The 24,792-nt window shown below is 71.6% G+C and carries 19 protein-coding genes; 6 read left to right on the forward strand and 13 right to left on the reverse strand.

Annotated elements, in window-relative coordinates; genetic code table 11:
* Positions 1–155: 155 nt before the first annotated feature.
* Positions 156–1,622, forward strand: coding sequence for a glucose/sorbosone family PQQ-dependent dehydrogenase (locus tag WMF24_RS11035; protein WP_437736346.1), 1,467 nt, complete (start codon positions 156–158; stop codon positions 1,620–1,622).
* 129 nt (positions 1,623–1,751) lie between these two features.
* On the opposite strand, the gene WMF24_RS11040 is transcribed toward WMF24_RS11035, so the two are convergent.
* Both WMF24_RS11040 and WMF24_RS11045 read right to left on the reverse strand, forming a co-directional pair.
* The gene (locus WMF24_RS11040; RefSeq protein WP_437736347.1) at positions 1,752–2,813 is read right to left on the reverse strand and encodes an SUMF1/EgtB/PvdO family nonheme iron enzyme; all 1,062 of its coding nucleotides are present in this window, start codon (positions 2,811–2,813) and stop codon (positions 1,752–1,754) included.
* A 572-nt stretch (positions 2,814–3,385) separates the two neighbouring features.
* Positions 3,386–6,706, reverse strand: a complete 3,321-nt coding sequence (locus WMF24_RS11045; RefSeq protein WP_437736348.1) for a beta-propeller domain-containing protein — start codon at positions 6,704–6,706, stop codon at positions 3,386–3,388.
* A 605-nt stretch (positions 6,707–7,311) separates the two neighbouring features.
* Here WMF24_RS11045 and WMF24_RS11050 point away from each other — a divergent pair.
* Positions 7,312–8,916: a glycoside hydrolase family 43 protein gene (locus WMF24_RS11050; RefSeq protein WP_437736349.1), complete on the forward strand. Its 1,605-nt coding sequence runs from the start codon at positions 7,312–7,314 to the stop codon at positions 8,914–8,916.
* 3 nt (positions 8,917–8,919) lie between these two features.
* Here WMF24_RS11050 and WMF24_RS11055 read toward each other — a convergent pair whose 3' ends face one another.
* From WMF24_RS11055 to WMF24_RS11065, 3 genes are all read right to left on the reverse strand, one after another.
* Entirely contained in the window at positions 8,920–10,170 is a 1,251-nt protein-coding gene (locus WMF24_RS11055) for an ATP-binding protein (RefSeq protein WP_437736350.1), read from the reverse strand.
* Positions 10,171–10,279: 109 nt separating this feature from the next.
* The gene (locus tag WMF24_RS11060; protein WP_437736351.1) at positions 10,280–11,785 is read right to left on the reverse strand and encodes a protein kinase domain-containing protein; all 1,506 of its coding nucleotides are present in this window, start codon (positions 11,783–11,785) and stop codon (positions 10,280–10,282) included.
* Between the two features lie 485 nt (positions 11,786–12,270).
* Positions 12,271–13,077 carry a metal-dependent hydrolase gene (locus WMF24_RS11065; RefSeq protein ID WP_437736352.1) on the reverse strand — a complete coding sequence of 269 codons (807 nt, stop codon included), beginning with the start codon at positions 13,075–13,077 and terminating at the stop codon, positions 12,271–12,273.
* On the opposite strand from WMF24_RS11065, the gene WMF24_RS11070 reads away from it, so the two are divergent.
* Entirely contained in the window at positions 13,070–13,225 is a 156-nt protein-coding gene (locus WMF24_RS11070) for a hypothetical protein (protein WP_437736353.1), read from the forward strand. The two genes, WMF24_RS11065 and WMF24_RS11070, sit on opposite strands and share 8 nt — an antisense overlap.
* Before the next feature lie 61 nt (positions 13,226–13,286).
* Here the strand turns inward: WMF24_RS11070 and WMF24_RS11075 are convergent, their stop codons facing one another.
* On the reverse strand, positions 13,287–13,724 hold the full coding sequence (locus WMF24_RS11075; RefSeq protein WP_437736354.1) for a nucleotide triphosphate diphosphatase NUDT15: 438 nt from the start codon (positions 13,722–13,724) through the stop codon (positions 13,287–13,289).
* A 165-nt stretch (positions 13,725–13,889) separates the two neighbouring features.
* On the opposite strand from WMF24_RS11075, the gene WMF24_RS11080 reads away from it, so the two are divergent.
* Positions 13,890–14,579 (forward strand): hypothetical protein, encoded by a 690-nt coding sequence (locus WMF24_RS11080; RefSeq protein ID WP_437736355.1) that lies wholly within the window; start codon positions 13,890–13,892, stop codon positions 14,577–14,579.
* A gap of 73 nt (positions 14,580–14,652) precedes the next feature.
* Here the strand turns inward: WMF24_RS11080 and WMF24_RS11085 are convergent, their stop codons facing one another.
* From WMF24_RS11085 to WMF24_RS11100, 4 genes are all read right to left on the reverse strand, one after another.
* Positions 14,653–15,504 (reverse strand): PhzF family phenazine biosynthesis protein, encoded by an 852-nt coding sequence (locus tag WMF24_RS11085; RefSeq protein WP_437736356.1) that lies wholly within the window; start codon positions 15,502–15,504, stop codon positions 14,653–14,655.
* A 104-nt stretch (positions 15,505–15,608) separates the two neighbouring features.
* Entirely contained in the window at positions 15,609–16,505 is an 897-nt protein-coding gene (locus WMF24_RS11090; RefSeq protein ID WP_437736357.1) for a tRNA1(Val) (adenine(37)-N6)-methyltransferase, read from the reverse strand.
* Positions 16,506–16,534: 29 nt separating this feature from the next.
* The gene (locus WMF24_RS11095; protein WP_437736358.1) at positions 16,535–17,212 is read right to left on the reverse strand and encodes a hypothetical protein; all 678 of its coding nucleotides are present in this window, start codon (positions 17,210–17,212) and stop codon (positions 16,535–16,537) included.
* Between the two features lie 147 nt (positions 17,213–17,359).
* Positions 17,360–18,280, reverse strand: coding sequence for an SIMPL domain-containing protein (locus tag WMF24_RS11100; protein WP_437736359.1), 921 nt, complete (start codon positions 18,278–18,280; stop codon positions 17,360–17,362).
* 155 nt (positions 18,281–18,435) lie between these two features.
* Between WMF24_RS11100 and WMF24_RS11105 the strand changes: the two genes are divergently transcribed.
* Together WMF24_RS11105 and WMF24_RS11110 are read left to right on the forward strand one after the other, a co-directional pair.
* Entirely contained in the window at positions 18,436–20,613 is a 2,178-nt protein-coding gene (locus WMF24_RS11105; protein WP_437736360.1) for a serine/threonine protein kinase, read from the forward strand.
* 28 nt (positions 20,614–20,641) lie between these two features.
* Complete coding sequence (locus WMF24_RS11110) at positions 20,642–21,289, forward strand: hypothetical protein (protein ID WP_437736361.1); 648 nt, start codon at positions 20,642–20,644, stop codon at positions 21,287–21,289.
* A gap of 30 nt (positions 21,290–21,319) precedes the next feature.
* Here WMF24_RS11110 and WMF24_RS11115 read toward each other — a convergent pair whose 3' ends face one another.
* From WMF24_RS11115 to WMF24_RS11125, 3 genes are read right to left on the reverse strand one after another with little or no spacing between them, the layout of a single operon-like run.
* On the reverse strand, positions 21,320–23,803 hold the full coding sequence (locus tag WMF24_RS11115; protein ID WP_437736362.1) for a SpoIIE family protein phosphatase: 2,484 nt from the start codon (positions 23,801–23,803) through the stop codon (positions 21,320–21,322).
* A gap of 23 nt (positions 23,804–23,826) precedes the next feature.
* A complete protein-coding gene (locus tag WMF24_RS11120; RefSeq protein ID WP_437736363.1) occupies positions 23,827–24,210 on the reverse strand; it encodes a hypothetical protein in 384 nt (127 codons plus the stop codon).
* On the reverse strand, positions 24,191–24,715 hold the full coding sequence (locus WMF24_RS11125; protein ID WP_437736364.1) for a hypothetical protein: 525 nt from the start codon (positions 24,713–24,715) through the stop codon (positions 24,191–24,193). The genes WMF24_RS11120 and WMF24_RS11125 overlap by 20 nt, the downstream gene beginning before the upstream one ends.
* Positions 24,716–24,792: the final 77 nt, after the last annotated feature.

The following is a 24,792-nucleotide window of genomic DNA, read 5'->3' on the forward strand; positions in this document are numbered from 1 at the left end:
CGATCCGCGTTTCACGCCGGAAGCTCGCTCAGCGTGTCCGCCGGGCCCTGGGACGGCGCTACCTGGTCAGCGCCGTCATTCAAAACAAACAGCGAGGTAGTCGTATGTCCGCCTTTCTCTCACGCCGCTCAACTGTCGTCCTGGCTCAGGTTGGTTTGCTCTCCACGGCCTCATGGATCTTCATCGGATGCGGCCCCACGGATCCGCTGAATGGTCCGCTCGGAGCCCACGAAGATCCCCTCGGCGCCAGCGAGCCCTCCGCCGCGGAGGGGGCGGGCGCTGCTGACTTCGCTGACGAGGAAGCGACCTTCGCTTCGCGCGAGGTCGTGCGCGGGCTGTCGTTTCCGAACCGGGTCGTCTGGGGGCCGGACGGCCATCTGTGGTTGACCGAGCGCGTGGGGAAGCGGGTCGTGCGTGTGAGACCGTCGGATGGTCAGAGGACGACCGCGATCACCATCTCGGAAGCGTACCAGTCGGGGGGGCAGGACGGGGTGCTGGGCCTGGCGCTGCACCCGGAGCTGCTCCAGGGCACGGGCAGGGATTACGTGTACGTCTCCTACACCTATGACGCCGACCCGGGCTCAGCGGTGAACCGCAGGACGAAGATCCGTCGCTACACGTACAGCTCCACGACGAAGACCCTGGGGAGCCCTGTCGACATCATCACGGGCCTGCCCGGGAGCGACGATCACAACTCCGCGCGGCTCCTGATCGGCCCGGATCAGAAGCTCTACTACACCGTCGGGGATCAGGGGAACAACCAGTTCAACAGGAAGTGCCTCCCGGTCGGCTCGCAGGATCTGCCCACGGCGACCGACGTCGCGGCGAAGAGCTGGTCGAAGTACGCCGGCAAGATCCTGCGCTTGAACCTCGACGGCTCGATCCCGTCCGACAACCCGCAGATCGCCGGCGTCCGCAGCCATGTCTACTCGTACGGCCACCGCAACCCGCAGGGCCTCACCTTCCACGGCAGCGCGCTCTATTCGAACGAGCATGGGCCGAAGAGCGACGACGAGCTGAACCTCATCCAGCCCGGCAAGAACTATGGCTGGCCGCACGTCGCCGGCTATCAGGACAACCAGGCCTACACGTACGCCAACTGGTCGGCCTCGAGCCCGACGCCCTGCGCGTCGCTCCCGTGGGACGACTACTCGCCCCCTTCCTCGGTCCCCCAGCAGCAGGAGAGCGCGTGGAGCCACCCCGACTTCACGGCGCCGCTCGCCACCTTCTACACGGTCGGCAACGACCACAACTTCCGCGATCCGGCGTGCGGGTCGAGCGGCTACATCTGCTGGCCGACGATCGCGCCCTCCTCGCTCCACACCTATGTTGCTGAGTCCGGCATCCCCGGTTGGGAGGACTCGCTGCTGATGACCACCCTCAAGAAGGGCGCGGTGTACCGGGTGAAGCTGAGCGCGACAGAGGACCCCCCGGTTGGCGAGCCCGTCGTCCACTTCAAGACCACGAACCGCTACCGCGACCTCGCGCTGAGCCCGGATGGCCGGACAATTTACGTGATCACGGACACGTCGGGGAACACGAGCGGACCGACAGGTGGATCCACGACGGCCCTGAGCAACCCGGGAGCGATCCTGGAGTTCACGTACACGGGACCGGGCTGAGCCTGCACCTTCGGCGCGGGGCCTGCGCCCCGGCGGCGCAGGCCTGCGGCCGCGTGGATTGCTTCTGGGATTGCTCCTGCGAAGAGGGGAGGCCCGAGGAGACGTCGCGCGGCGCGGGGAGGGCCGCGGTCACTCCTCGGCCTGCGGCTCGGCGTCCGCGCAGCAGCGGAAGCCGACCTCGTAGCCGTAGTCGTCTTCCTTGTGAAAGGTCGTCATCGGACGGCACTGGCTCCGGATCGGACCCCACCATCCGCCCTTGAGCCCGCTGCGGTAGGGGGCCTTCTGGTCGGTGCGCACGACCCACTCGTTGACGTTGCCGTTCAGGTCGAAGACGCCTGCCCACGAGGCGCACGCAGCGCGCGAGCCGGCCGGCTCGCGGCCGTCGAGGCGCGCGACCTCGGCGGCGCACCGCGCGTTCTGCTGGCAGGCCTCGTGATGGAGCAGCCGCTGCGAGTGGTCCGGAAAGCGGTACTCCCGGTCCTGATTGCACGTCTCGGCGTCCCGCTCGTAGCCGTAGACATAAGGCTGCATCTCCGGCCCCTCGCAGGCGAAGTTGAACTCGGCCTCGGTGCACAGCCGCTTGCCCTGCGCCGCACAGAGATCGGCGGCCTGCTCCCACGAGGTAAGCGTCCGCGGCAGCTCGCCCGGAACGTTCGGGTACTCGTACCGATCCATACAGAACGAGAGGCTCTCGGTCTTCTTTGCGACGCAGCGCGACGGCTCACGGAAACGCAAGCACCGCGCGGCCACGCCCGGCTCGCCGTGGCGCTTCGTCCATTCGGGGTGGTACTCGAGGCATTCTTGCACCACGGCGGGGCAATACTCGCCCTCCACCCGCACCATCCCGTCGGGGCAGCCCTCGGTCGATCCCGGCAAGGAGACCGGCGCCTCGGTCGCCGCGGGATCCTCCTGCGGCTCGTCGGCCTCTGCCTGCGGGGGCGTGACCTCATGCTGCGGCGCGCCCTCCTCCTGCTGCGGCGCGACTTCATGCTGCGGCGCGACCTCCTGCGCAGACGCCATCTCCTGCGCAGAGGCAACCTCCTGCGCAGGCGCGGCCTCCTGCTGGGGTGCGATCTCCGGGAGGCCGGACATCCCCCCCGATCCCTCGCGCATGTCGACGGTCCGGGCGTCGCCTTCTTCCGTGTGCGATTGGCTGCCGCAGCTCGAGGCCGCGACGCCGAGAAGTGTCATGAGTGCTGTGATGCCCAGGGTTCGCACGTTAACCTCTTCCCACGTTTGCCTACATCGGCGTACATGCGTGGGCCAAGAACTCGACCGCGCTCGCCTTGATCGTCCCGCGAGCGTCGGGAGCTGACGGGAATCATTGCAAGATCTCGGCCTGCTGCCGTGCCCGGTGATCTCCGGACATACGGCTGTTCCGCGCGGCGCTGTCCCGCGGCCGTGGCCTCCCAGGCGGCCAGGATGGCCGGCCAGCGCGCGGCCGTCTCGGCGCGCCCTGCCGCGCGCGCGAAATGCCTGCGCGCCCTGCGTCTTCTTGCGCGGATTGCGCGGGGGGCTGGCCGGAGCGCGTCGCGCCGCGTACTGCCGGCTCCTGCGCGCGCGATCCGGCGATCGCCGCGCCGCGCTGCGCTGCGCGGATGGCCCGGGCGACGGCGGGGCCGATGTGCCGTGGGGCGGGTTCTATCTCCTGGAGCTGATCGCCCTGCCGCGCCGGCGTGGCCGCTCGGCCACGTCGCGGCGGCTCCGGGCTCGGGCAAGCCGGCCTGGGCGCTCAGCCCTGGCCGGCCTGTCCCGGTGTGTCGCTACTCGCCGAGGTAGGGGACGAGGTTGACGGTCTCGCGGTCGATCTGGTGGATGCCGTAGCGGCCGGCCGCGAAGATGACCTCTTCCCCGCTGACGACGAACCGCTCGGGCCAGCCCCAGAGGTGGAAGAACGCCTGCGCCTTCGGCGCCTCCGGCTGCTCGAGGGAGATCGCCAGCGCGCCGCCGGGCACCTCGAAGAACGCGCGCATGTCGGCGGTGGCGCGCAGGGACGCCCACGACGCGATGCGGACGGTCGACAGCTGGTCGAACTCGGGGGGCGCGGGGTTCTCGTTCTCCGGATCCGGCGGCGGAGTAGGCGCCTCGCCCGGGGCCCAGGGCGAGAGCGTCGTCAGCTTCTGGTTGGGATCCCAGCCGTAGTAAATCCCGTAGGTCGGCCGCCAGATCAGGCCGTGGGTCAGGACGGGCAGCCCGCGTCCGTCGATCGAGATCGTGTTGACGAGGCGGTTCGGGAAGCGCTGGTACTCCTTCAGGTAGGCGAGCCCCTGTTGCAGCTCGAGCCGGGCGATCGCCGTCTCGATGAACTGGTCGCCCCACACCCTGTCGCTCGAGTAGATCGAGTTGCCCTGGATCGCGAGGATCTCGCCGGGCACGTTGATCCCCGGATCGATCGCGGGCTGCGACGGATCGGTCAGGTTGAGGTGCGTGAGGAAGTACTGCGTGTGCGGGCGCGGGTCGTCCGGCGCGCCGAGCGAGCGCTTGATGTTGAAGTAGAGCTCGCCGTTGTCGTTGAGGACGTTGACCGTCTCGCTGTCGTCCGGCAGCGCGATGGCCGGCGCCAGGGTCGGGTTGTCCGGGTCGGAGAGATCGACCACGTGGACCTCGATCTGCGCCCAGCTCCGGCGCGGCACGTACTCGTAGCAGTACGTCGACGTCACGTTCGGGATGTCTTCCCGGCCGACCTCGATGGGCGTGCAGGTGGTGTCGGCGCCGGGGTGGTCGACGCACTCGGCGAACCCGCCGTTGCAGTACTCGTCGCCGCCGATCCTGCGGCACGTCCGCTCACCGGCGACGTACGTGCACCCCTCCTGGCCGAAGCAGTTCGGCTGGCTGATCGTGTTCGTCCGGCAGCTCCAGCCGACCCCGAGGTCCTCGGTGTGGCCGATGACGCGCAGGAAGGCGAGGGCGTCGCGCGCGGGGTGCACGGTCTGGAACGACCGGGACCCGCCGTAATAGACAGACGTCGCCGGCAGGTCGCTCGTGTCGAGCGTGCCCGCGCGCCGCGGCGCCGTCGGATCGGACAGGTCGATCACCTCGATGTGGGTCACCTTGCCGACCCAGTTCTCGAAGGTGGTGGTCAGCGACACGAGCAGGTCCCCGACCTGGTGGATCTGGGCGTTGATCGGCAGGTCGAAGCTGGCCACCGGCTGCGCGAGCTGGGTGGGCCCGGTGCTCGGGACGACCTCCGCCTTGAGCTTCCGGTTCGCGGGCGGGGTCCAGTAGAGGTCGTAAGGCACCTTGATGCGCACGCGGTGATCGCCGAACGCGAGGACCCGCGTGTAGTCCGGGGCGAGCTCGAGCTTCCCGAGCTGGTCGGGGGTGTCGAGCGCGTCCTGATCGTAGAGGGTGAGCGCCTCGTCCGACACGTTCGCGGTGGCCTCGTCTCCCGCGCGGAACGTGCGGCGCACGGGGGTGCCGTGCTCCATCACGCCGCGGCGGGTCAACGTGGTGCCCGAGAAGGTGAAGATCTGCACGCCGGAGAACGGCCGGTAGTAGTTGTCGACGTACCGGGTCGCGGAGAACGGCAGCAGCACGAGGCCTGTCTCGGCCTCGCCGGTCGGCGCCACCGCGTCCACGGCGTTGTCGAGCACGGTGAAGGCGCGGTGGTCCCAGTCGGCCTCGGACCAGCTCCAGCCCTGGGCGACGCTGTCGACGGTCGAGCGCGCGATCATGGGCGTCGGGTTGGTGAGGTCGGTGATGTCGTAGAGGCTGGCCGCGAGCTGGCGGCCGTTCGCGTCGTCGACGCCGATCCCGATGAGCCGCGTCGCGCCGAGGACGGGGCGGAAGAAGTTGTTCCACCCGGACACGATGAACTCGCTCTCCTCGGTGATGTTGCCGTCCGGATCGATCGAGAAGGCGTGGAACGGGTCCTGGTTCCGGTAGGTGACCGCGAACGCCCGGTCGTCGAGGAAGACGGCCCCGTAGAGCGACTGCTGGGCGCCGAAGTCCTCGCTGTCGATCGGCACCGGGTTCTCGGGGTCGGTCGCGTCCCACGTCTCGAGGTAGCTGGGCGTCCCGTCGGCCCACCGCGGACCGGAGAAGACGCGCAGCATGTTGTCGCGGAAGTCCATGTGGAACTGGGAGCGCACGAAGCCCGCCGTGCTGACGCTGCCGCGCTCCACCATCGACCCGTCGTGGTTCGAGATGTCGATGATCGAGATCTGGCTCGCCTCCTCCGACCAGCGGTAGTTGTAGCGGGCCACGAGGAGCACGTCCGCCTCGGCGTGGATGGCGGTCACGGCGTCGCCGAGCTCGATCTCGTTGCGCTCGATCAGCGCGTCGGCGCCCACATCGAAGCTCCTGACCCGGGTCTTGGCGACCCACTGGTACTGCCCGGGGGCGATCTCGGCGAGCTCCGATCCGTTCGAGGCGACGTAGAGCGAGGTCGCCGTCTCGCCGCGGGCGAGGCGGCTCGTCATGATGGCGCCCGTGACGGGGTATTGCGACAGGAGCTTGGGCGCCGTGCGATCGGCGATGTCGATGAACAGGACGGTCGCGCCCGTACGCCGCTCCACGGTGAGGCCGTCGGCCTTGAGCTGGTAGCCGGCCCAGTCGTTCAGGAGCACGACCGCGCGATCGCCGACGACGTACATCTCGACCGGGGTGCCGGCGATCTGCATCTGGCCGAGGAACTTCGGGTTCGTCGGGTCCTGGATGTCGATGACCTGCAGGCCGCGGTAGGGGTTGAGGTTGAGGAGCTGCCCGTTGCCGAGGACGCGGTAGATGTCGCCCTCCTCGAGCTCGCGGTTCTCCTCCTCCTCTTCCTCTTCTTCCTCCTCCTCTTCCTCTTCTTCCTCCTCCTCGCCGAGGAAACCCTCGGTGAAGGGATCGTCGGCCGAAACGAACTCGGTTTGCCCCTCGGGCTCCTCCTCGTTGGGCTCCTCCTCGTTGGGCTCCTCCTCGTTGGGCTCCTCCTCGTCGGGCTCCTCCTCGTCGGGCTCCTCCTCGTCGGGCGGGTTCTCGTTATCTTCCCCTTCCGGCGGGGTCTGCTCCTGGGGCTCGGGTTGGTTGTCGTCGCCCCCGCACCCCTGTCCGAACAGCAACAGGAGCGCAGCCATCACGCTGGCCTGCGCTGTCAGCACGCCTCTCACTAGCGCTCTCTTCGCCACTGCCTACTCCTCCCTAGTACCTCGCGCGAGGTACGGAGCCTGCGCACATCGATGTGTCGTCTACGGTTCTGCCGCGGTCAGAACGTCCCGGTCCAAGGGCGACGGCACCGCGTGTCTCTGCGAGCGGTCGTGGGCGCGTCCGGCACGGCGCAGCCCGCGATCGGTCGGTCATCGCGGTCTCGCGCTACCATGGACCGTGAAGTTGCATCGAGCGGATTATCCACCTTCTGGATGGCCTGCTCAATGCGGAATCCGGCGAAGGAAGGGGAGAAGATGCGGTTCTTCGGGCGACATACCGCAGCGGCAGGTGACCGGAGCGGAGCGCCGGTTGCTCACACGGGGAGCCGCCCCCCTACAGCGCGGGCGGCGCTGGATTCCGTTGTCTGCGAAGCACCGGCGCGCCGGCCTCCGTCCTGTTTCGTTGCACAGGCCAGCCCGTCCGCTGCAAGATGCCCGCACGCACGACATCCCGCGCGCGCCCGGGGTGGCCTCGCGAGCAGCATCCAGCGCCACCCGAGCAGCGCCTCATGGGCTTCCGTTTACTTCCGGGCTCACTCCCGGGGACCGCGGTGACAGCGATGACCGACCAACCGACCTTCATCGAGAACCCCATTCTCCGGGGCTTTCATCCGGACCCATCCATCGTCCGGGTGGGGGAGGACTACTACATCGCCACCTCCACCTTCGAGTGGTTTCCGGGGGTGCGGCTCCACCACAGCCGCGACCTCCGCCATTGGAGGCCGATCGGGTACGCCCTGGACCGCCGCTCCCAGCTCGACCTGCTCGGCAATCCGCGCTCGGGGGGCGTCTGGGCGCCTTGCCTCACGCACGCGCGCGGCGTGTTCTACCTCGTCTACACCGACGTCAAATGCTGGGGCCGCGGCTTCGTGGACGCGCACAACTACGTCGTCACCGCCAGCCGCATCGAGGGGCCGTGGTCCGAGCCCATCGCGCTGAACCGCGGCGGCTTCGACCCCTCGCTGTTCCACGACGACGACGGACGGATGTGGCTCGCCAACATGGTGTGGGACCACCGCCCGGGGAACGACCAGTTCCCCGGCATCGTGCTGCAGGAGCTCGACCTCCAGCAGCGCCGGCTCGTCGGCGAGCGCCGCTGGATCTTCCGTGGCAGCGGTCTCGGCCTCACCGAGGGACCGCACCTCTACCGGCGCGGGGACCACTATTACCTCCTCATGGCTCAGGGCGGCACCGGCTACGAGCACGCCGCGACCCTGGCGCGCTCCCGGCGCATCGAGGGGCCCTACGAGGTCGACCCGAACACCCCGCTCCTGACCTCGCGCCACGACCCGGGCCTCGAGCTGCAGAAGGCCGGACACGGCTCTCTCGTCGAGACGTCGACCGGCGAGTGGTACCTCGCCCACCTGTGCGGGAGGCCGCTGCCGGGCGAGCGCCGCTGCATCCTCGGCCGCGAGACGGCGATCCAGCGGGTGCGCTGGACCGACGACGGGTGGCTCGCGCTCGACGGCACAGGCAGCCCGCGCTCGCCCGCCGTCCGCGTGCCGGCGCCCCGGCTGCCGGCCCACCCCGTCGAGGCGCCGCCGGTGCGGGACCACTTCGACCGGGCGTCGCTCGGCGTCGACTACCAGGCGCTGCGCGACGTGCCCGACGAGAGCTGGGTGTCGCTGCGCGAGCGCCCCGGCCACCTGCGCGTCCGGGGCCGCGAGTCGCCGCAGTCGCTGCACCGGCAGAGCGTCGTCGGGCGCCGCATCCAGTCGATCCGCTGCCGCGTCGAGACCTGCCTCGAGTTCGAGCCGACCTCGTTCCAGCAGATGGCCGGGCTCATGTGCCTGTACGACGACGAGAACTTCTTCTACGCGCTGCTCAGCCACGACGAGCGCCTCGGGCCCTCGGTCGCGCTCCTCGGCAGCGAGCTGGGGAAGCTGACCTGGCTCGCGCGCCCGATCGCCGTCTCGGCCCCGCGCCTCCACCTCCGCTTCGAGCTCTCCGGCAAGGACCTCCAGTTCTCGTGGTCGCGGGACGGAGAGCGCTTCGACGCGCTCGGGCCGGTGCTCGACGCGTCGCTCCTGTCGGACGAGCGCACCTCGCTCGGCATCGGCTTCACCGGCGCCTTCGCCGCGCTCTGCGCGCACGATCTCACGGGCCAGAGCCTGCCCGCCGACTTCGATTACCTCGACTACGAGGAGCTCCCGGAGCCCCGCTGAGCGTCAGGCGGCGGCCTCGGCGTCCGGCGGCTGCGACACCGGGAGCGCCACGGAGAACGTCGCGCCCTTCGAGACGACGCTCTCGACCCAGATGCGCCCGCCGTGGCCCTCGACGATGCGCTGCGCGATGGCGAGCCCGAGGCCGGTCGAGCGCTCCCCGCCGGTGCTGACCGTCCTGGCCCGGCCGAACGGCCGGAACAGCTTGCCGATGTCCTCCGGCGCGATCCCGGGCCCCTCGTCCTGGACCGACACGATGACCTCGCCGCCGCCCCCGTTCGCGCCCGCGGGGTCGGTCGCGCTCTGGACCCGGACGCGGATCGTCGTGCCCGGCGGGGAGTAGTGGATCGCGTTGCTGATGAGGTTGTTGAGCACCTGCTCCAGCTTGTGGACGTCCACGTCCACCCGCGGGACGCTCTCGTCGCTCTCCACGACGAGCTTCATGCTCTTCTGCCCGGCCAGCACCATGTTGAGCGCGACGTTCGACTCGACGAGCTGGACGACATCCGTGCTCTTCCGGTCGAGGTTCAGCTTGCCGAGCTCGATCATCGAGACGTCGAGCAGGTCGTTGATGAGCGAGAGCATGAACTTGCTCGAGCTCCTGATCATCTCGATGATCTCGACGCCGCCCTCCCGGAGCAGCGAGGTCGGCTCGCCGCGCCGGTGCGTCATCAGCATGAAGTCGCTGTAGCCGAGGATGACGCCGAGCGGGTTCCTGAGGTCGTGGGCCGCCATGCCGACGAAGCGGTTCTTCTCCTCGTTCAGCCGGACGAGCTCCGCGTTCTTCGCCGCGAGCTCCTCGTGCATCTGGAGGAGCTGGCGGTTGCTCTCCTCCAGCGTGTCGGCGTACTGCTTGAGCTTGAGCTGGCTCCGCTTGTGCTCGATGGCGTAGCGGATCGTGCGCTCGAGGATCTGCGCGTCGAACCGCCCCTTCACCAGGTAGTCCGCCGCGCCCGCGCTCATCGCGGCCATGTCGATCGCCTCGTCGCCGACGCCCGTCAGCATGATGATCGGGATCGCGCAGCCGAACTGGTTCGCCTCGTGGACGACGTCGAGCCCGGTGCGGGCGTCGAGCCGGAAGTCGAGGAGGCAGACGTCGTAGCCGCCGGCGAGCAGCGCCTCGATCGCCTCGTCCGAGGTGCTCAGCCACGTCACGTCGTAGCGGGTCCGGGATACCTCGCGGAGGAGCCGGCGCGTGACGAGGTGATCGACCTCGTCGTCATCCACAAGAAGGACCTTGATCTCGCTGTCGTTCATCGGGAGCCTCGACATCGCCGACCCGGCGGAGCCCCGGCGCCCTCGCGCCGGTCGGCCCCGCGCCACGCCGCCCGCCGGGGAGCCGTGGCCGCGGCCCTCGCTCTTGTAATCATTGCTTGCGCTTCTGCTCGTCGGCGACGCCCACGAACGCGCGCGCCAGGGTGATGAGCTGACCCGCGTCGAACGGCTTGACAAGGAACGCCGAGGCGCCGAGGCGCGACAGGCACTGCCAGTCGGCCGCGCCCCCGGTCCCGGTCGCCACGATGATCGGAAAGTCTCCTCCCTTTGGGAGCTTCCTCACCGCCGCGGTGAGGGCGATGCCGTCGAGGCCGGGCATGTCGAGGTCGAACACGCCGAGCGACGGGGGGTTCGCCTCGATCGCGGCCAGCGCCGCCGTGCCGTCGGGCGCTGTCTCGATGATCGCGCCGGGCAGCGCCTGCGCGAGGACGCTGACGAGGAAGGCGCGGAACGACGGGCTGTCGTCCGCCACCATGACGCGCGTCGAGCGCGCGTACGTCGGCATGGCGCTGCGCGCGTCGAGCAGCGCTTCGCGCAGCGCGTCGGCGCTCGCCGTGCGCTGGTCCGGCTCCTTGGCCAGCGCCGCGAGCACCGGCGCGTCGAACGACGACGGGAGGTCGAGGCAGAGCTCGCTCGGCGGGATCGGCGGCTGATAGGCGTGCTGCATGACCAGATCGACCGTGCTGGTGCTCTGGAAAGGCAGGCGGCCGGCGAGCAGGTAGTAGGCGACCACCCCGAGCGCGTAGACGTCGATGCGCGGCAGGAGCGCCGGGTCGAGCTGCCGGCCCAGCGCGACCTCGGGCGCCAGGTACGCCGGGGTGCCGGAGAAGGCGAGCTCGATCCGGTCGCCGCGGGGGATGCGCTTCGCGAGGCCGAGATCGGCCACCACGACGCGCAGGGCGTGGCCGACGAGGATGTTGCTCGGCTTGACGTCGCGGTGCGCGATGCCCGAGGCGTGGATCGCCGAGACGCCGAGGCAGACCTGGTCGAGGATGCTCAGCGCCTCGTCGAGGCCGAGCCGGCCGCCCTTGCTGTGGACGTGGCTGTCGAGCGTGACGCCGGGCACGTACTGCATGACGAAATACGGCGCGTTGCCGTACTCCCCGAACGCGTAGATCTCGACGACGTTCGGGTGGTGGACGCGCGCCATCGCCCGCGCCTCCGCGAGCAGCCGGGCCTGCATCTGCGCGTTGTCGAGCTGCTCGGGGCGGAGCAGCTTGATGGCCACGTCCCGCTGGAGCTGCTCGTCGCGCGCCAGAAGGATGACGCCCATCGCGCCTTCTCCGAGACGTCCGAGAATTCGATAGACTCCACCAAGTATCGTGCCGTCGGGAGGTACCTGAACAGGGCTCCCGCCGTCGTGCATGCTCGAGCGCGTGGCGGCCAGCGCGAGGTCCTCGTCGCTCAGCGTCGAGCTCTCGTCGTACCTGTCGACCGGCTGCCCGACGCGCACGGGGGACCGGTCGCGCACCACCGTGTCCACGCCCTGCAGCGTATCTGCGACGTCGGGCACGAGCGGCGCAGCGGGATCGCCGCCGTTCTCGCTTCCGGAGCTGAAGCCAGGCGGGCCGCCCGCCGCGTCTGCCATGGAGCGCATGATACGTGCCCTGCTCATGCCTATCAATGACGAGTGACACGCGTCGCCGATGCGAAGCGCCGTGCACGCGGCCGTCGGAGGGCGTGTCGCAGGAGCGTCACGGTACGCGGGCACTGCTGAGCACGCGACCGCGCGGCGTCGAGCGCGATATCGAGGAAGTGTCGGGAGAAAGCGCGGCTCAGCGCGCCTGGTTTTGTGGGCTGCGCAGCGTTTGCGCGCGCGGCCCGGTCCCGCCTGCGAGGCGCGCGAGGGGACGGTCGATCCCTGGCAGCCTCTGCAGCAGCCGCTCGCCGGTGCGCACCGCGCGGAGCACCTGGGGCGCGCCGCGGCGGAGCGCCGGTGAGGTGGTGCCCGTGCGCGCGGCCGCTCATGACATCGTTCCTGCGATCACGGGGCCAGCGCTCGGTCCGCGTTCTGGTCCGCGTTCTGGTCCGCGTTCTGGTCCGCGTTCTGGTCCGCGTTCTGGTCCGCGTTCTGGGCAGCATTCATGGCGCGCCGATCCCGGCGAGGTAGGCCCTCGCGAGGTGGATGTTGTCGTTCTGGGAAGGGTGAAAGTCGCGGCGCACGTACTCGCGGATTCCGCGGAGGAACACGTCCTTCACGATCGTCCGCGGCCTGTGGAAGGGGAGGCGCTCTCCAGGCTCGTCGCGGCGGGGGATCTCCTGGACGAGCAGCACGAGCAGGGCGGCGAGCCAGAACATCGAGAGCGTGATCGTGGCGACCGCGAAGCCGAGCAGGCGGAGGGCGTAGCTCGGGTTGACCGCCTTGAGCACGTCGAAGGCCACGGTCTTGTGCTCGATCTCCTCGGCGGCGTGCCAGAGCAGGAGCGCGCGCGCCGTCGGGTGGGCCAGGTCGAGCGTCCCCGCCTGGAGCGCGTCCTCCGCGAGGATCGCGGTGTAGTGCTCGAGCGCCGCGGTGACCGCGAGGCGCAGCTCGTGCGAGCAGAGGCGCTCGATGCCGTCGTAGGCGATCTTCTCGTAGACGCGGAGGAACCCGTCGATCGCGTAGCCCTGCCCGCGGAGCAGATCGAAGAACCGCTCGTGCGCCTTCGCGTGGTGGCTCTCCTGTCCGAAGAACGCCTTCATCTGCGCGCGCAGCGCCGGGTCGTCGATCCGGTCGGCGTAGCGCGCGACGCTCCGGATGAAGAAGCGCTCGCCCGCGGGAAACAGGAGGTTGACCGCGTTGGCGATGTGGGTCGGCACCGCCGCCCCGCCGAGCCAGTGGCGCGTGAGCCCCTGCTCGAACGCGACGGGCGGCTTGCGCGGTCTGAGGGACGGCTGCTCGGTGACCATCGTGCTCTCCTTCTTCGCGGTGATTTCGCGAGGTGCTCGCTCTCCCGAGGTGCCCTCCGGCGCCGGCCGCGGCGCAGGCGGAGCCCCCGCCCGGCGCGCCGGCGTGCGCCAGAAGACGGGCGCCGAGCGCATCCATACCAGTTATTGAACTGGAGTCAATAGTGTTGAACGCGGTTCAATAGTGCGCGGGGAAGGGGGGCGTGGCGGGATCAGGGGTTGTAGCGGCGGCCGCTGCGGTAGCTCGCGATCGCGAGCTCGACGGGGCGGAACAGGGGTGTGGGCAGGGCGTCGAGCGGGTACCAGCCCCAGCCGGCGATCTTGTGGGGCTCGCGATCTTCCGGCTCGCCCTCGAACTCCTCCGCGAGGAGCTGGATGTCCACGTAATGCTTGCCGTAAGCGACGATGTTGCTGAGGCAGAGGAAGGAGAGCTTCTTCACGACGAGGCCGCTCTCCTCGCGCACCTCGCGCATCGCGCAGGCCTCGAACGACTCGCCGAGCTCGAGGTGGCCTCCGCACCAGGAGTAGCTGCCGTCGCCGTGGCTGCCGCGCCGTTGCGCGAGCAGCACGCGGCCGTCGCGCACCAGCATGACGCCAACGCCCACCAGCGGCCGCTCCGCGGCGCTCCCTCCGACGAACGCTCCTCCCACAGGACACCTCCTGCGCGCGCATGCGCCGCGCGCGCGGCGCCCTCTAGCACGGCGGCGCCGCGCGGAGCCGTGCTGGAGGGCACCCGCGCGGCGCCGTCCCCCGTCCAAGCGCAAGGGCCGGATCCGATTGACTTTTCAGTGAACGCGCGTACCGTGCCAGTCCCGATGGATGCGACCTTGCCCTGGGAGCTGAACCCCGTCCTCCAGCAGAGCCGGCTCCTCCTCCTGGCGCAAACAGCGGTCGACGTCCGCAACAAGGCGTTCGGCGAGGCGAACCGCGAAGAGGGGGACACGAGCTGGGGAATCGGCTGCAAGGCGCACGAGCGGTTCGGTCATGCCCTCTGCAAGCTGTCGGAGAGCGGCAAACACCCCTGGCTCTCCGTCCACCGGGACGGGCTGTTCTTCATGCCCCACATCGAGGGGATCGCCGTGCGCGTGTACCGAGGCCCGGCCGACAGACCGTCCCAGCGACACCTCGACGCGGCCCGCATCGAGCACAACCGCCGCTCCGAGCCGCGACAGATGGCGTTCTCGTTCATGGGTCAAGAGACCGAGCCGGACGGCCCCTGGTTCTGGATGATGGCGGTCGAGACCGACGTCGAGGGGCGGGCGCTCCGCGCCGTGTTCTTCCAGGCCAACGAGGCCGGCGGCACCCGGAACGCGTGGGAGGCCCCGGTCGAGCGCCTCTCCGACGCGCCCGCGCAGGCTGCGACGCCCGCGCCCGCGCCCGGGGACAAGCCCGCTCGTCCGGCTCGCCCGCGCGCTGCCTCGCCCGCGAAGGGCGCGCTCGTCCCGCGCGAGGGAATCCCGCTGTTCCAGGCGCAGACGCTGCCGCTGGTCTCGCAGCCGAGCTGACGCCGCGAAGGCGCAGGCGCCACGAACACCCTCGCATCGGGCCGGGCAGGCCAGAAGGCCTCTCGACGATGCGCTATCGCGAAGGTGGTATATCGGAAGGCGGCGCGCTGTCGCCCCGGATGTTCGGCTCCGCGCGAAGCTCACCTTCCATGATGGTGACGGCCTGTCCGCCCAGATCGACGCGCTCGCCCCGCAGGCGCACGCGCACGACGCCGCCCCGCGCGGAGGCCTGATACGCCACCATCTCGGTCTTGCCGAGGCGCGCCGCCCAGAACGGCGTCAGGCAGCAATGGGCAGAGCCGGTGACCGGATCCTCGTTGACCCCAGCGCCGGGCGCGAAGAAGCGCGAGACGAAGTCGAAGTCCCTGGACGAGCTCCGGCTCGTGATGATGACCCCCCGCGCGGGCACCGTCGCGAGCAGGCCGAAATCGGGCCTGGCGGCGCGGACCTCGTCCTCCGAGCCCACCAGGATGAGGTAGTCGAGCGCGTTCCGGCCGATGTAGAGCGGCTCCACGCGCAGCGCCTGCTCGAGGCCCGGCGGCGGCTCCGCCCGTTCCTGGCGCTTGGCCGGGAAATCGAGCTCGATCCACCCGTCGTCGCGGCGAGATGCGGTGAGCACGCCGCTCTGCGTCGAGAAGCGCGCCTGCTCGTCCGGCCCGAGCATGCCTGTCTCCCAGAGCACGTGCGCGCTCGCGAGCGTGGCGTGCCCGCAGAGCGCGATCTCGACGGCCGGCGAGAACCAGCGGAGATCGTAGCCGCCGTCGTCGCGGCCGACGAGGAAGGCCGTCTCCGAGAGGTTCATCTCGCGCGCCACGGCCTGCATCCACGCCGCGGGGCGCGCCTCGGGCAGGATGCACACGGCCGCCGGGTTGCCGCGGTACGGCTTGCCCGTGAACGCATCCACCTGGGTGATCCGAAGGCCCATCGCGAACGACTACCGCGGCCCTGCGCCGCAGTCCACGCCGAAGCGGCCGGCCTCCGAGGCGCAGTCTGGAGATCTCCGAGAACCGTAGTCCACGGGAGCTGGCGTCACACCGGCGTTCCCATCGCCCTGCGGAGCGCGTCGAACTCTTCCGTGAAGCGGCCGTTCTGGCCGCGCAGCACGAGCGGCGGCTCGTCGCGGGGCGGCGCCGCCTCCCCGGCGCGGCGCAGCGCATAGACCGAGAACAGCGCCGCCCTGCCCTCCTTCGGGACGACATCGCGCCACGCCTCGAGCGCGAGCCCCGCGGCCGCCGCGGCGGCCTCCACCCGCCCCCGCTGCCGCGCCGACGCGCAGGCGACGAACGGCGCGCCGGGCGCGAGCAGCCGAGCCGCCGTGAGGCAGTAGTCCTCCACGCCGCCGCGGTGCTCGAAGCGGCACGGCCCGCACTGGACCCGGACGGACTCGATGCCCGTGCCGACAGGCAGGTACGGCGGCGTCCCCGTCACGAGATCCGCGGGGCCGAGCCCCTCGACCGAGGCCGGATCGCGCAGGTCCCCGAGGCGCACCTCGCAGCGGCCGTCGAGGCCGTTCCACCCGACCGACCGCCGGGCCATCGCCGCGCTCACCTCCTGCGCTTCCACGCCCGCGCAGCGCGCGTCCGGGAAGCGCCACGCGGTGAACAGCAGCACCGTGCCGATGCCGCAGCCGAGGTCGACCGCGCGGCGCGGGGGCGCGTGCGCGACCCGCTCCGCCGCGAACCACGCTGTCACCTGGTCGTCGGCCGACCAGCGGTGCCCGTCGAGCCGCTGGAGGATGCGGAAGTCGCCCGAGAGGTAGCAGAGGTCCTCGCCGGGGCCCGGCCAGACCTCCGGCCTGTCCGGAGGCGTCACGGGCCGCGGCCCGGGGACGATCCACCCAGGCGGCCGGCGCGCGGGCCGGACGACCCCGCCGCGCTGCGCGGGGGGTGGCTGGGCGTCGAGCTGCACGTCAGTCGGAGCGATCATCCGACCCCATGTACCACGCCGCCGCGGCGTCAGGGATCCGCGCACTCCGCCTGGAACTCGGGGTCATCGCAGAAGAGGCACGGGGTGGTCTCGCAGTCCAGCGCAGGACACGACTCGGGGCACGCCGGGTCGTTCGGGTCGCAGTTGATGAACTGCCAGGTGAGCGAGCTCATGTCGTCCGGATCGGCCGGGCAATAACACGGGTTGAAGGCGTGCGACGCCATCAGCGTGATGGTGTGGCACTCCCGCTCTGGCGTCACCCCGTCCGTCGGGAGAGGCAGGCCGTCGTTGGTCCACGAGACCGTGAAGGAGCGCGGTCCGCCGGCGATGGTCGCCGCCGCGACCTGGTGCGGCACGGGCTGGAACCTTCGATACGGGTTCCCGCCGGGGCTGCGCCTCCCGTAATCGATGTAGAAGGCGAGAAGAACGGGGTCGCCGTTGTCCTCGGACAGCACCGTCGCGCTGAAATCCTGGCTGGCGTCCAGCCCGTCGACGTGGATGGGCAGGTACGGCGGCGGGAAGACCGCGGTGAGCACCGGCGCGGTCGTCGGGGGGTGATCGTACTCGGGCGGCGAGATCACGAGGCAGCCTGCGGTCGACGCGGCGAGCGCCGCCGCTGCGAGCGAGCGAGCGACGGCGGCGGCGATGCGCGGGCCCGCCGCGAGGGCGGCGGCGCGGGGGAGGGGAGGGCAGGGCGGAGCGGTCATGGTGGCGCGGTGCGAGGGGCCGGGGGCGCGCGGCCCGAGCCGGACGCTGGAACTGTACCTACACGGGCGGCGCGCGGTGGATCGAGCTGCATTCGGACGGGCCCGGCGGAAGCGGCGCCGGGGATCGCGGCCCCTCGCGCCGCGACGTCACTTGCGCGCGCCGGCCGGCGCGCTGTCCAGCGCGTAGACGACCTTCACCTGCGCGCCGAGCTGCACCTCGCCGGGCGCGACGGGGGTGCCCGCGTCCCCGACGGAGCCGGCGGCCATGGCCATGCGGCCGTAGACGGGGCCCGAATCGATGATCTCGCTGATCGCGACGACGCGGCCGAGCGAGACGCCCTGGAGCCTGGCGAGCGCCTCGGCGCGCGACCGGGCGTCCGCGATCGCCTTCTCCCGCGCCTGCGCCTCGAGCGGGTCGGTCTTGTCGAGGCCGAACGAGACGCCCCACACGTTGTTCGCGCCGGCGGCCACGACGGCGTCGAGCACCGGGCCGACCTGATCGAGGTTGCGGATGGCGACCGTCACCGTGTTGCTCACCTGGTACACGTGCGACGGCGGGGCCGGCCTGGCCGGCGCGAGGTCGGGCGGCGGCGCCGCCTTCGGCCCGCGCGCCGCGGGCGCGTTGGGAGGCGTGGCGGGCGCGGCGGCGGGTGAGGCGACCGCCGGCGCGGACGCCGCGGCGGACGCCCCCTGGGGCAGCGCCAGGGGGGCGGGCGCCCACGGCGGCACGTCGGGCTGCCGCACGAGCTGGATCGAGTAGTTGCTCGTCTGGATGTCCTTCTCGGCGACGCCGGCCTGCCTGAGCGCCGCCAGGATCTCGTTCATGCGCGCGGCGGCCGTCCTCGTCGCCTCCGCGACGGTGGGCGCCATGACCTCGATGCCGAGCTGCGCGCGGGCGACGTCCGGCTTCGCGCTGGCCTCGCCCCGGCCGACGACGGTGATCGTGTTGACCTCGGGGCTCACGGCCTGGGGCGCCGCCTGGGGCGCGCAGGCGGCGAGCAGGGGCGCGGTCGACAGCAGAAACCCGGCGAGATACAGCCGGCGCGACAGGGAGCTCTGGTTCCTCATGCCCGTGCAACGCGCGACGGAAGCGCCGGCTTACAGGGCGCGGCGGCGCGGGTCGGCGCGGGGCTCGGCGGTCGACGACCGCCGAGCCCGCGGGGCGGCCTCGCGCCCCGCGGCAAGTTGCTCCACGGCGCGCCGGGTGCGCTATGGTCGTTCACGTGCTCACAATACCCAGCGATGAAGAGGCCCTCGCTGCGCTGCAGGGGGCCACGATCGGCAGCGACCTCGCGCCGAGCATCGGCTACCGGATCGTGTCGCGCGCCGGGGCCGGGGCGATGTTCGTCTCGTACTACGCGGTCCGCACCGCGCCCGAGGGCGAGACCCCGGTCGTGGTCAAGATCCTCCGGCCGTCGCTCTTCAGGCAGCTAGGTCCGTCCGCGGCGGTGATCGTGAAGAAGGAGGCGGTGTCGCTCGGCCGCCTCAACGAGCAGGTCCCTCCGACGCCCTTCGTGGTCCGGCTGATCGACACCGGCACGTTCGCGGTGCGGCGCGGTACGAAGACCCTCGACCTGCCCTGGATCACCATCGAGTACGTGCACGGCGGCATCCAGGGCGTGACGCTCCGCCAGCGGGTGCAGGGCACCATCCAGGCCACGGGCTTCGCGTTCGACCCGGCCCGCGCGACGCGCGCGATCGAGTGCATCTCGAGCGGGCTGTCGGCGGTGCACGACGTGGGCGTCATCCACCGGCAGCTCACGCCGGAGAGCATCCTGTGCTGCGGCTCCGGCGACGAGGAGCTGTTCAAGATCAGCGACTTCGGCCTGGCGCGGCCGCGGGGCATCCGCGAGACGATCATGGCCGGCGTGGTCGGCAACGCCGGGGTCGCGCCGCCGGAGATGCTGTCCGCCGATCCGGGCACCATCGGCCCGTGGACCGACATCTTCAACCTCGCGTGCGTCATCTTCTTCGTGCTCACGGGCGAGGAGTACATCGTCGCCGAGTCGCAGGCGCAGGCGCTCATGGCGGCGATGGCGCGCACGCGCCGGAGCATCCTCGACACGCGGTGGCTCCACCCCTCGCTGCGCGCGAACGACCAGGCGTGCAAGTCGATCGACTTCGCGCTGCGCTGGGCGTCGGCGGGCGAGGCGCAGGAGCGCCTCCAGGAGTCCGTGGCCGTGGCGGCGATGCTCTCGCCGTACCTCCGCCCCGCCTCGCCGGTCTCCGCGCTGGAGAAGCGGCTGGTCGCCAGCGCGAGCGAGCAGCGCGCGCGCGCCGCGGAGGAGATGGCCCCCATGACCATCCCGTCCACGCACATGAAGGAGCCGGTCCAGATCCAGGGGGAGCTCGGCAAGACGCTGCTCTCGCCGCGCAGGCCGAACGCCGCCGATCGCCCGAGCCCGGACCGCGCGATCGAGGCCGAGCTCATCACCGCGCCGCCGCCGCGCGCCTCGAGGGAGCCGCCGCAGCGGGGGTCGCAGGTGTCGATCGTCGAGCGGTGGACGTGGACGGTGCTCCACCACCCGAGCCTCGACTCGGTCATCCGGAGCGTGGCCTGGGACGGCTACGGCCGGTGCCTCGCCGCGGCGACCGGCGGGCTGCTCTTCTGGAACGGGACGGGCTGGAGCGAGGCGTCGTCCGGCGGCCTGCCGAGCCCGCAGGGCGTGCGCTTCGTGCACCGGATCGGGCCCGGCCGCTGGCTGATCGGCGGCGACGCCTCGACGCTCGCCGTGTACACGACAGGCGGCGTCACGGGCGTCTTCCAGCTGCCGGGCGAGCCGCAGTGCCACGTGGCGCTGAGCGGCGACCTCGAGGACATGGGCATCCTCGTCTCGGCGACGCAGAACGACCCGCGGCCGCTCCTCCACGCGTTCATCGCCAAGCGGTGGCTGCGGCCGATGCCGGCCGAGGGCGTCGCGCTCCTCGCCGCGGTCGCGCGCGTCGAGGACGAGCGGTGGCTCGTCGTCGGCCGGTCGACGACGGGCGAGGGGCTCGTCGCGCTCTACGCCCCGCTCGACTGGCACCTGGAGCGCATCCCCGCCCCGCCGGTGCGCGCGTTCGTCGCGTGCGCCGGGCGGCCGGACCTCGGGCTCGGCATCGCCGTCGGCGCGGAGGGGAGCGTCGTCTGGCGCTACGGGCAGAGCGTCTTCACGGAGAACATCGAGCCGCGGCGCGCCCTCTCGGCGGCGACGATCGACAGCGAGGGCCGCGCGTGGGCGGGCAGCGCCGGGCGCATCTGGGTGCGGCGCGGCGGCGTCCCGCCGATGGCCGGGACGTGGGAGTGCGTCTGGGAGAACGACACCTGGGTCGGCCCGGTCGTGTCGCTGTTCGTCGACTCGGAGGTCGTCGTCGCCATCACGGCGGACGGGGGTATCATCGAGGGGCGCGTCACCGGCTGACAGGCCCGGCGGTCCGCTGCTCCTCGCGATGCCCGGGCACCCCCTCAACCCCGAAGCCGGCTCGACCCCGGTCCCCGACGATCCGCGCGAGGTCGCCGCGGCGCTGCGCGCCGGCGAGCTCTCCCTGGAGCTCTCGCCCTACTACGGGTTCCGCTACGGCGAGCGCGGGCGGCGCTTCACGAGCAGCGACAGCGCGTTCCTCGTGACGCTCGCCACCCACCCGCTCCCGGTCGTGGAGCGCCAGATCCGCTGGCTCGCCGGCCTGCTCTCCAACCGCGGGATGCCCAGCGTGCTCCTGGAGCAGCACCTCCGGGTGCTCCACCGCGTGCTGTGCCGCGCGATCCCGAGGCGCGCCGCGTCCTACGCGCGCCTGCTGGAGGCGGCCGCGCTGCTGCTCGAGGCCCGGCGCGCGCACCTGGCCGACGACGACGTCCGCGCGCTCTGCCGGTGGTTCGTCCGCGAGGCGGGGCTGCCGCCGACGCGGCTCGCGCTCGGCACCGGGTGGCTGCTCGCCGGCGCGGTCGCGGACGAGCGCTCGGGGATCCGCTGCGCCGTGAGCAGCGTGGCGTCGTGGTTCACCGACCCCGAGCTCTTCCCGCCGCGCTTCGCCGCCGCCGTGGAGAGCACCCTCGCCCAGGCGCGGGCCGCCGCGCGCCCGGGCCCCGCGCGCCGCTGAGCTCGCCCAGATCGAGGCCGGGGCGCCGGCCTACAGGGTGCCCGTCGGCGCGTGGTACCGCGCGACGACGAGCGTGATGTCGTCGTCCGGGCTCGGGCACCAGCCCTCGACGTCCCTCAGGATCCTGTCGCGGATGGCGTCCACCGGCTCGGCCTGGGCGACCTCGATCGCGGCGCAGAGCCGCTCCAGCCCGAACTGCTCGCGGTGGGCGTTGCGCGCCTCCGTCACCCCGTCGCTGTAGAGCACGAGCACGTCCCCCTCCTCGAGGAAGAACTCGGCGTCCCGCGTCATCGCGTCGATGGAGGGCAGGATGCCGACCCAGACGCCCGAGCTCGGGATGCAGACGCAGCGCCGCGTGCGCGCGCGGCACACGATGATGTCGTCGTGCGCGCCCGCGAACGTCACGCGGCCGCTGCGCTCGTACCGGAGCAGCACGAGCGTCGCGTGCTCGTCGCGCTTCAGCCGGCCGCGGACGTTGTCGTGGATCGCCTGGTTGAGCGCCGAGACGATCTCGGCCGGGCTCCCGGCCTGCGTCCTGCGCGTCATCGCCGCGACCATGCTCTGGATCATCAGCATGACGAGCCCGGCCGCGAGGCCGTGCCCCGCGACGTCGCCGATCCCGAGCCAGCCGCCCTCCGGCGTCGCGATGACGTCGTAGTAGTCGCCGCCCACCTCGGCCGCGGGCCTCAGGTGCGCGCAGAGATCGAGCCCCGCGATGGCGGGGTGCGGCGGCACCAGCCTTGTCTGGATGTGCTGCGCGACCTGGCTCTCCTGGTTGCGCTGCTCCTGCTCCAGCCGCTCGCGGGTCTCCACCTCACGGACGATCTCCCGGTGCATGGCCGCGGCCTTCAGCGCGGAGCCGAGCTGGAGGCGCAGCGTGTCGTAGACCACCTCGTTGGCCCCGCTGCCGAGCGCCGCGATGCCGTAGTACTCCGCGTCGCCGAACGTGACCGGCATCGCGTACACGCTCCAGCGCTCGGCGGAGCCAAGGAAGCCGGGCGGGGCGATGCGGCGCGCCGGGAAGCTCGCGCGCGGCGGCTCCACGTCGCGGCCGTCCTCCATCAGGAAGAACGGCCTCAAGGTGGCGCGCTGCGGATCATCGTAGAGCGACACGGCGGCGCGCGTGAGCGAGAGGCCGGGCAGCTCGGTCGCCAGCGTGCGCCGGAGCACGGGCAGGCTCAGGCACGTCGACAGGCACCTCCCCGTCCAGCTCAGGTGGACGGAGGCGAGCTCCAGGTGGAGCCGCCGCTCGGCCTCCGCGCGCGCGGAGGCGTGGGCGATCAGGGCGCGGCTGGCGTGCCAGAGCCGCTCGACGTCCTCGCGCTGCGCGCCCCGCGACGCCCGGCGGAGCCGCGCGCGGAGGAGCGTGACGACGCCCTGGAACTGGTCGAGCGCGACGCCCTCGCGCGTCGCGTCGTCGAGCACGGCCTTCAGCGCCTCCAGGAAGCGGCCCTCCTGCCCGGCGAGCTCGTCCTCGAGCGCCGAGAGCAGCTCGGCGGGCCAGGCCCGCTCCGGCGAGCCCGGGAAGGTCACGGCGCCCGCGAGCGCGCGCTCCACGTCCTCGCGCTGGCCGGCCAGGGAGGGCGCCCCGTCCGCGGCCGGGGACGCCGCGACGGCGCGCGCCGAGGGGCGCGGGAGCGTCGCGTAGTAGCCGCAGCCGCACGACTCGCGGCGCGTGAGCTCGACCGAGAGCAGGCTGCGGTCCGGGACGCGCTCGCCGCGGATCATGCGGACGACGATCGTGAGCGCGAGCGCCCCGAGCCGCTTGATCGGCTGGCGGATGGTCGTGAGCGACGGCCTCGTGACGCGCGAGACGGCGACGTCGTCGAAGCCGCACACGAGGACGTCGCCCGGGACGTCGAGGCCGTGCGCCTTGAGCGCCTCCATCGCGCCGAGGGCCATGTTGTCGTTCCCGGCGACGACCGCGTCGAAGTCGACCCCGCGCGCGAGCAGCTCGCGCATCGCCCGGCGGCCGCCCTCGATCAGGAAGTCGCCGACGACGAAGAGCCGCTCGTCGTGGGGGATCGAGCGCGCCGCGAGCGCCCGCCGGTACGCGTCGGCGCGCAGCGTCGCCTCCTCGTTGTTCGGCGGGCCGCTGATGTACGCGACGCGCTGGCAGGCGTGGTCGTCGAGCACGTGCGCGACGACCGCCTCCGCCCCGCGCGCGTTGTCGACGAGGACGCTCGGGACGCCCTCCAGCGCGAGCCCCACGCTGCACAGGGGCAGGGGCGCGTACGACCGGCAGAACGCGTGGGTGCCCTCGATGCCGAGGTGGTTCGTCAGCGCCGACGACAGGATCACCAAACCGTCGACCGTCTCCGCGCTGATGAGCGGGTAGATGGTGGCCTTCGGCATCATCGAGTAGCCCGCGCGGGCGTGCGTCTCGCCGAAGACGACGAGCAGGTTGACGTCGTGCTCCTCGGCGGCGCGCTCGACACCGAAGCGCACCTCGGACTGGTATTCGCCCGTGAGATAGTCGGTCAGGAGGGCGATCGTTGGGCGCCTCGCCGGCATGGTGTCGCTCTCAGCTCATCTTGTCAGTTCGTCTTCTCGTCGATCGACACGAGGCTCGGGGACATGCGCTCGAGGGCCGTCAGGCTCCGCCGCTGCCAGGCGAGCCTCCCGTCCGTCACGAACCGTATCTCGCACTTGAGGCCCTGGGCGGAGATGCCGCAGATGAAGGCGATGAACGCCTTCAGGCAGCTCGAGTTCAGGAAATAGAGGGCCCGTATGTCGAACTCGACGGCGGCCAGCGAGAGGCGCCTCACCTCCGCCTGGACCTCCTTGCAATAACCGCCGAGCGGCGCGGCCGCCGCCATGTCGCCCGTCCCGGTGAGCTTGATGCTGAGGCGGTCGCCTCGGAGCGCCGGCTCGATACCGAAGCTGTCCATGACGACGGGGTCAACCCTCAAGCCGTTCATTCGTCCTCCACCGCTCGAGCGGCGCGTGCGCGATGATCGTGAGCTCGTTCCCCTCGATCTTGTAATCGACGTCGAGCCCCCCCTCGGCGCGGACGCGCGCGAGGCCCAGGCCGGAGACGCCTTCGACCATCGCCGTCTCGGTGATGAGCTCGTCGTAGTGCTTCAGCGGGTCGGCCGCGGTCTTCAGATCGAGCAGGCGCTTCTCGACCTCCCTCAGGCGCTCCGGGGAGGCCTCGTTGCGCGCGCGGATCTTCATGATGTGCGACCGCTCGTCCTCCTCGAGCGCCAGCTCGAGGCTGACGCGAGGGCCGGTGGAGTACTTGGTGATGTTCTCGGCGAGCTCGTGCGCGGCCATGTAGAACCGCGAGCTCACGTTCGCGTCGTCCAGCACGGCGCCGCAGAAGCTGGACACCAGCCGCAGCACCGCCGTCGCCAGGCGCTCGCTCGGAAAGAAGGTGATGCAGAGGAACAGCGAGGCGCTCTGCGTCGGTTCGGGAGATGACACAACATGTCATCCTACGCCGCTCCCGCGCTGGATCCAACCACTACTTCCGTGAGGGGCGCAACCGCGGCCCTTCATGT

This window comes from Sorangium sp. So ce1335, from assembly GCF_051521615.1.
In the GTDB taxonomy this organism is placed as follows: Bacteria; Myxococcota_A; Polyangia; order Polyangiales; family Polyangiaceae; genus Sorangium.

Bases quoted from the DNA above. Each gene is read 5' to 3' on its own strand.
- WMF24_RS11040 (WP_437736347.1), bottom strand. From the start codon at position 2,813: ATGACACTTCTCGGCGTCGCGGCCTCGAGCTGCGGCAGCCAATCGCAC.
- WMF24_RS11050 (WP_437736349.1), top strand. From the start codon at position 7,312: ATGACCGACCAACCGACCTTCATCGAGAACCCCATTCTCCGGGGCTTT.
- WMF24_RS11055 (WP_437736350.1), bottom strand. From the start codon at position 10,170: ATGAACGACAGCGAGATCAAGGTCCTTCTTGTGGATGACGACGAGGTC.
- WMF24_RS11060 (WP_437736351.1), bottom strand. From the start codon at position 11,785: ATGCGCTCCATGGCAGACGCGGCGGGCGGCCCGCCTGGCTTCAGCTCC.
- WMF24_RS11065 (WP_437736352.1), bottom strand. From the start codon at position 13,077: ATGGTCACCGAGCAGCCGTCCCTCAGACCGCGCAAGCCGCCCGTCGCG.
- WMF24_RS11080 (WP_437736355.1), top strand. From the start codon at position 13,890: ATGGATGCGACCTTGCCCTGGGAGCTGAACCCCGTCCTCCAGCAGAGC.
- WMF24_RS11085 (WP_437736356.1), bottom strand. From the start codon at position 15,504: ATGGGCCTTCGGATCACCCAGGTGGATGCGTTCACGGGCAAGCCGTAC.
- WMF24_RS11090 (WP_437736357.1), bottom strand. From the start codon at position 16,505: ATGATCGCTCCGACTGACGTGCAGCTCGACGCCCAGCCACCCCCCGCG.
- WMF24_RS11095 (WP_437736358.1), bottom strand. From the start codon at position 17,212: ATGACCGCTCCGCCCTGCCCTCCCCTCCCCCGCGCCGCCGCCCTCGCG.
- WMF24_RS11100 (WP_437736359.1), bottom strand. From the start codon at position 18,280: ATGAGGAACCAGAGCTCCCTGTCGCGCCGGCTGTATCTCGCCGGGTTT.
- WMF24_RS11110 (WP_437736361.1), top strand. From the start codon at position 20,642: ATGCCCGGGCACCCCCTCAACCCCGAAGCCGGCTCGACCCCGGTCCCC.
- WMF24_RS11115 (WP_437736362.1), bottom strand. From the start codon at position 23,803: ATGCCGGCGAGGCGCCCAACGATCGCCCTCCTGACCGACTATCTCACG.
- WMF24_RS11120 (WP_437736363.1), bottom strand. From the start codon at position 24,210: ATGAACGGCTTGAGGGTTGACCCCGTCGTCATGGACAGCTTCGGTATC.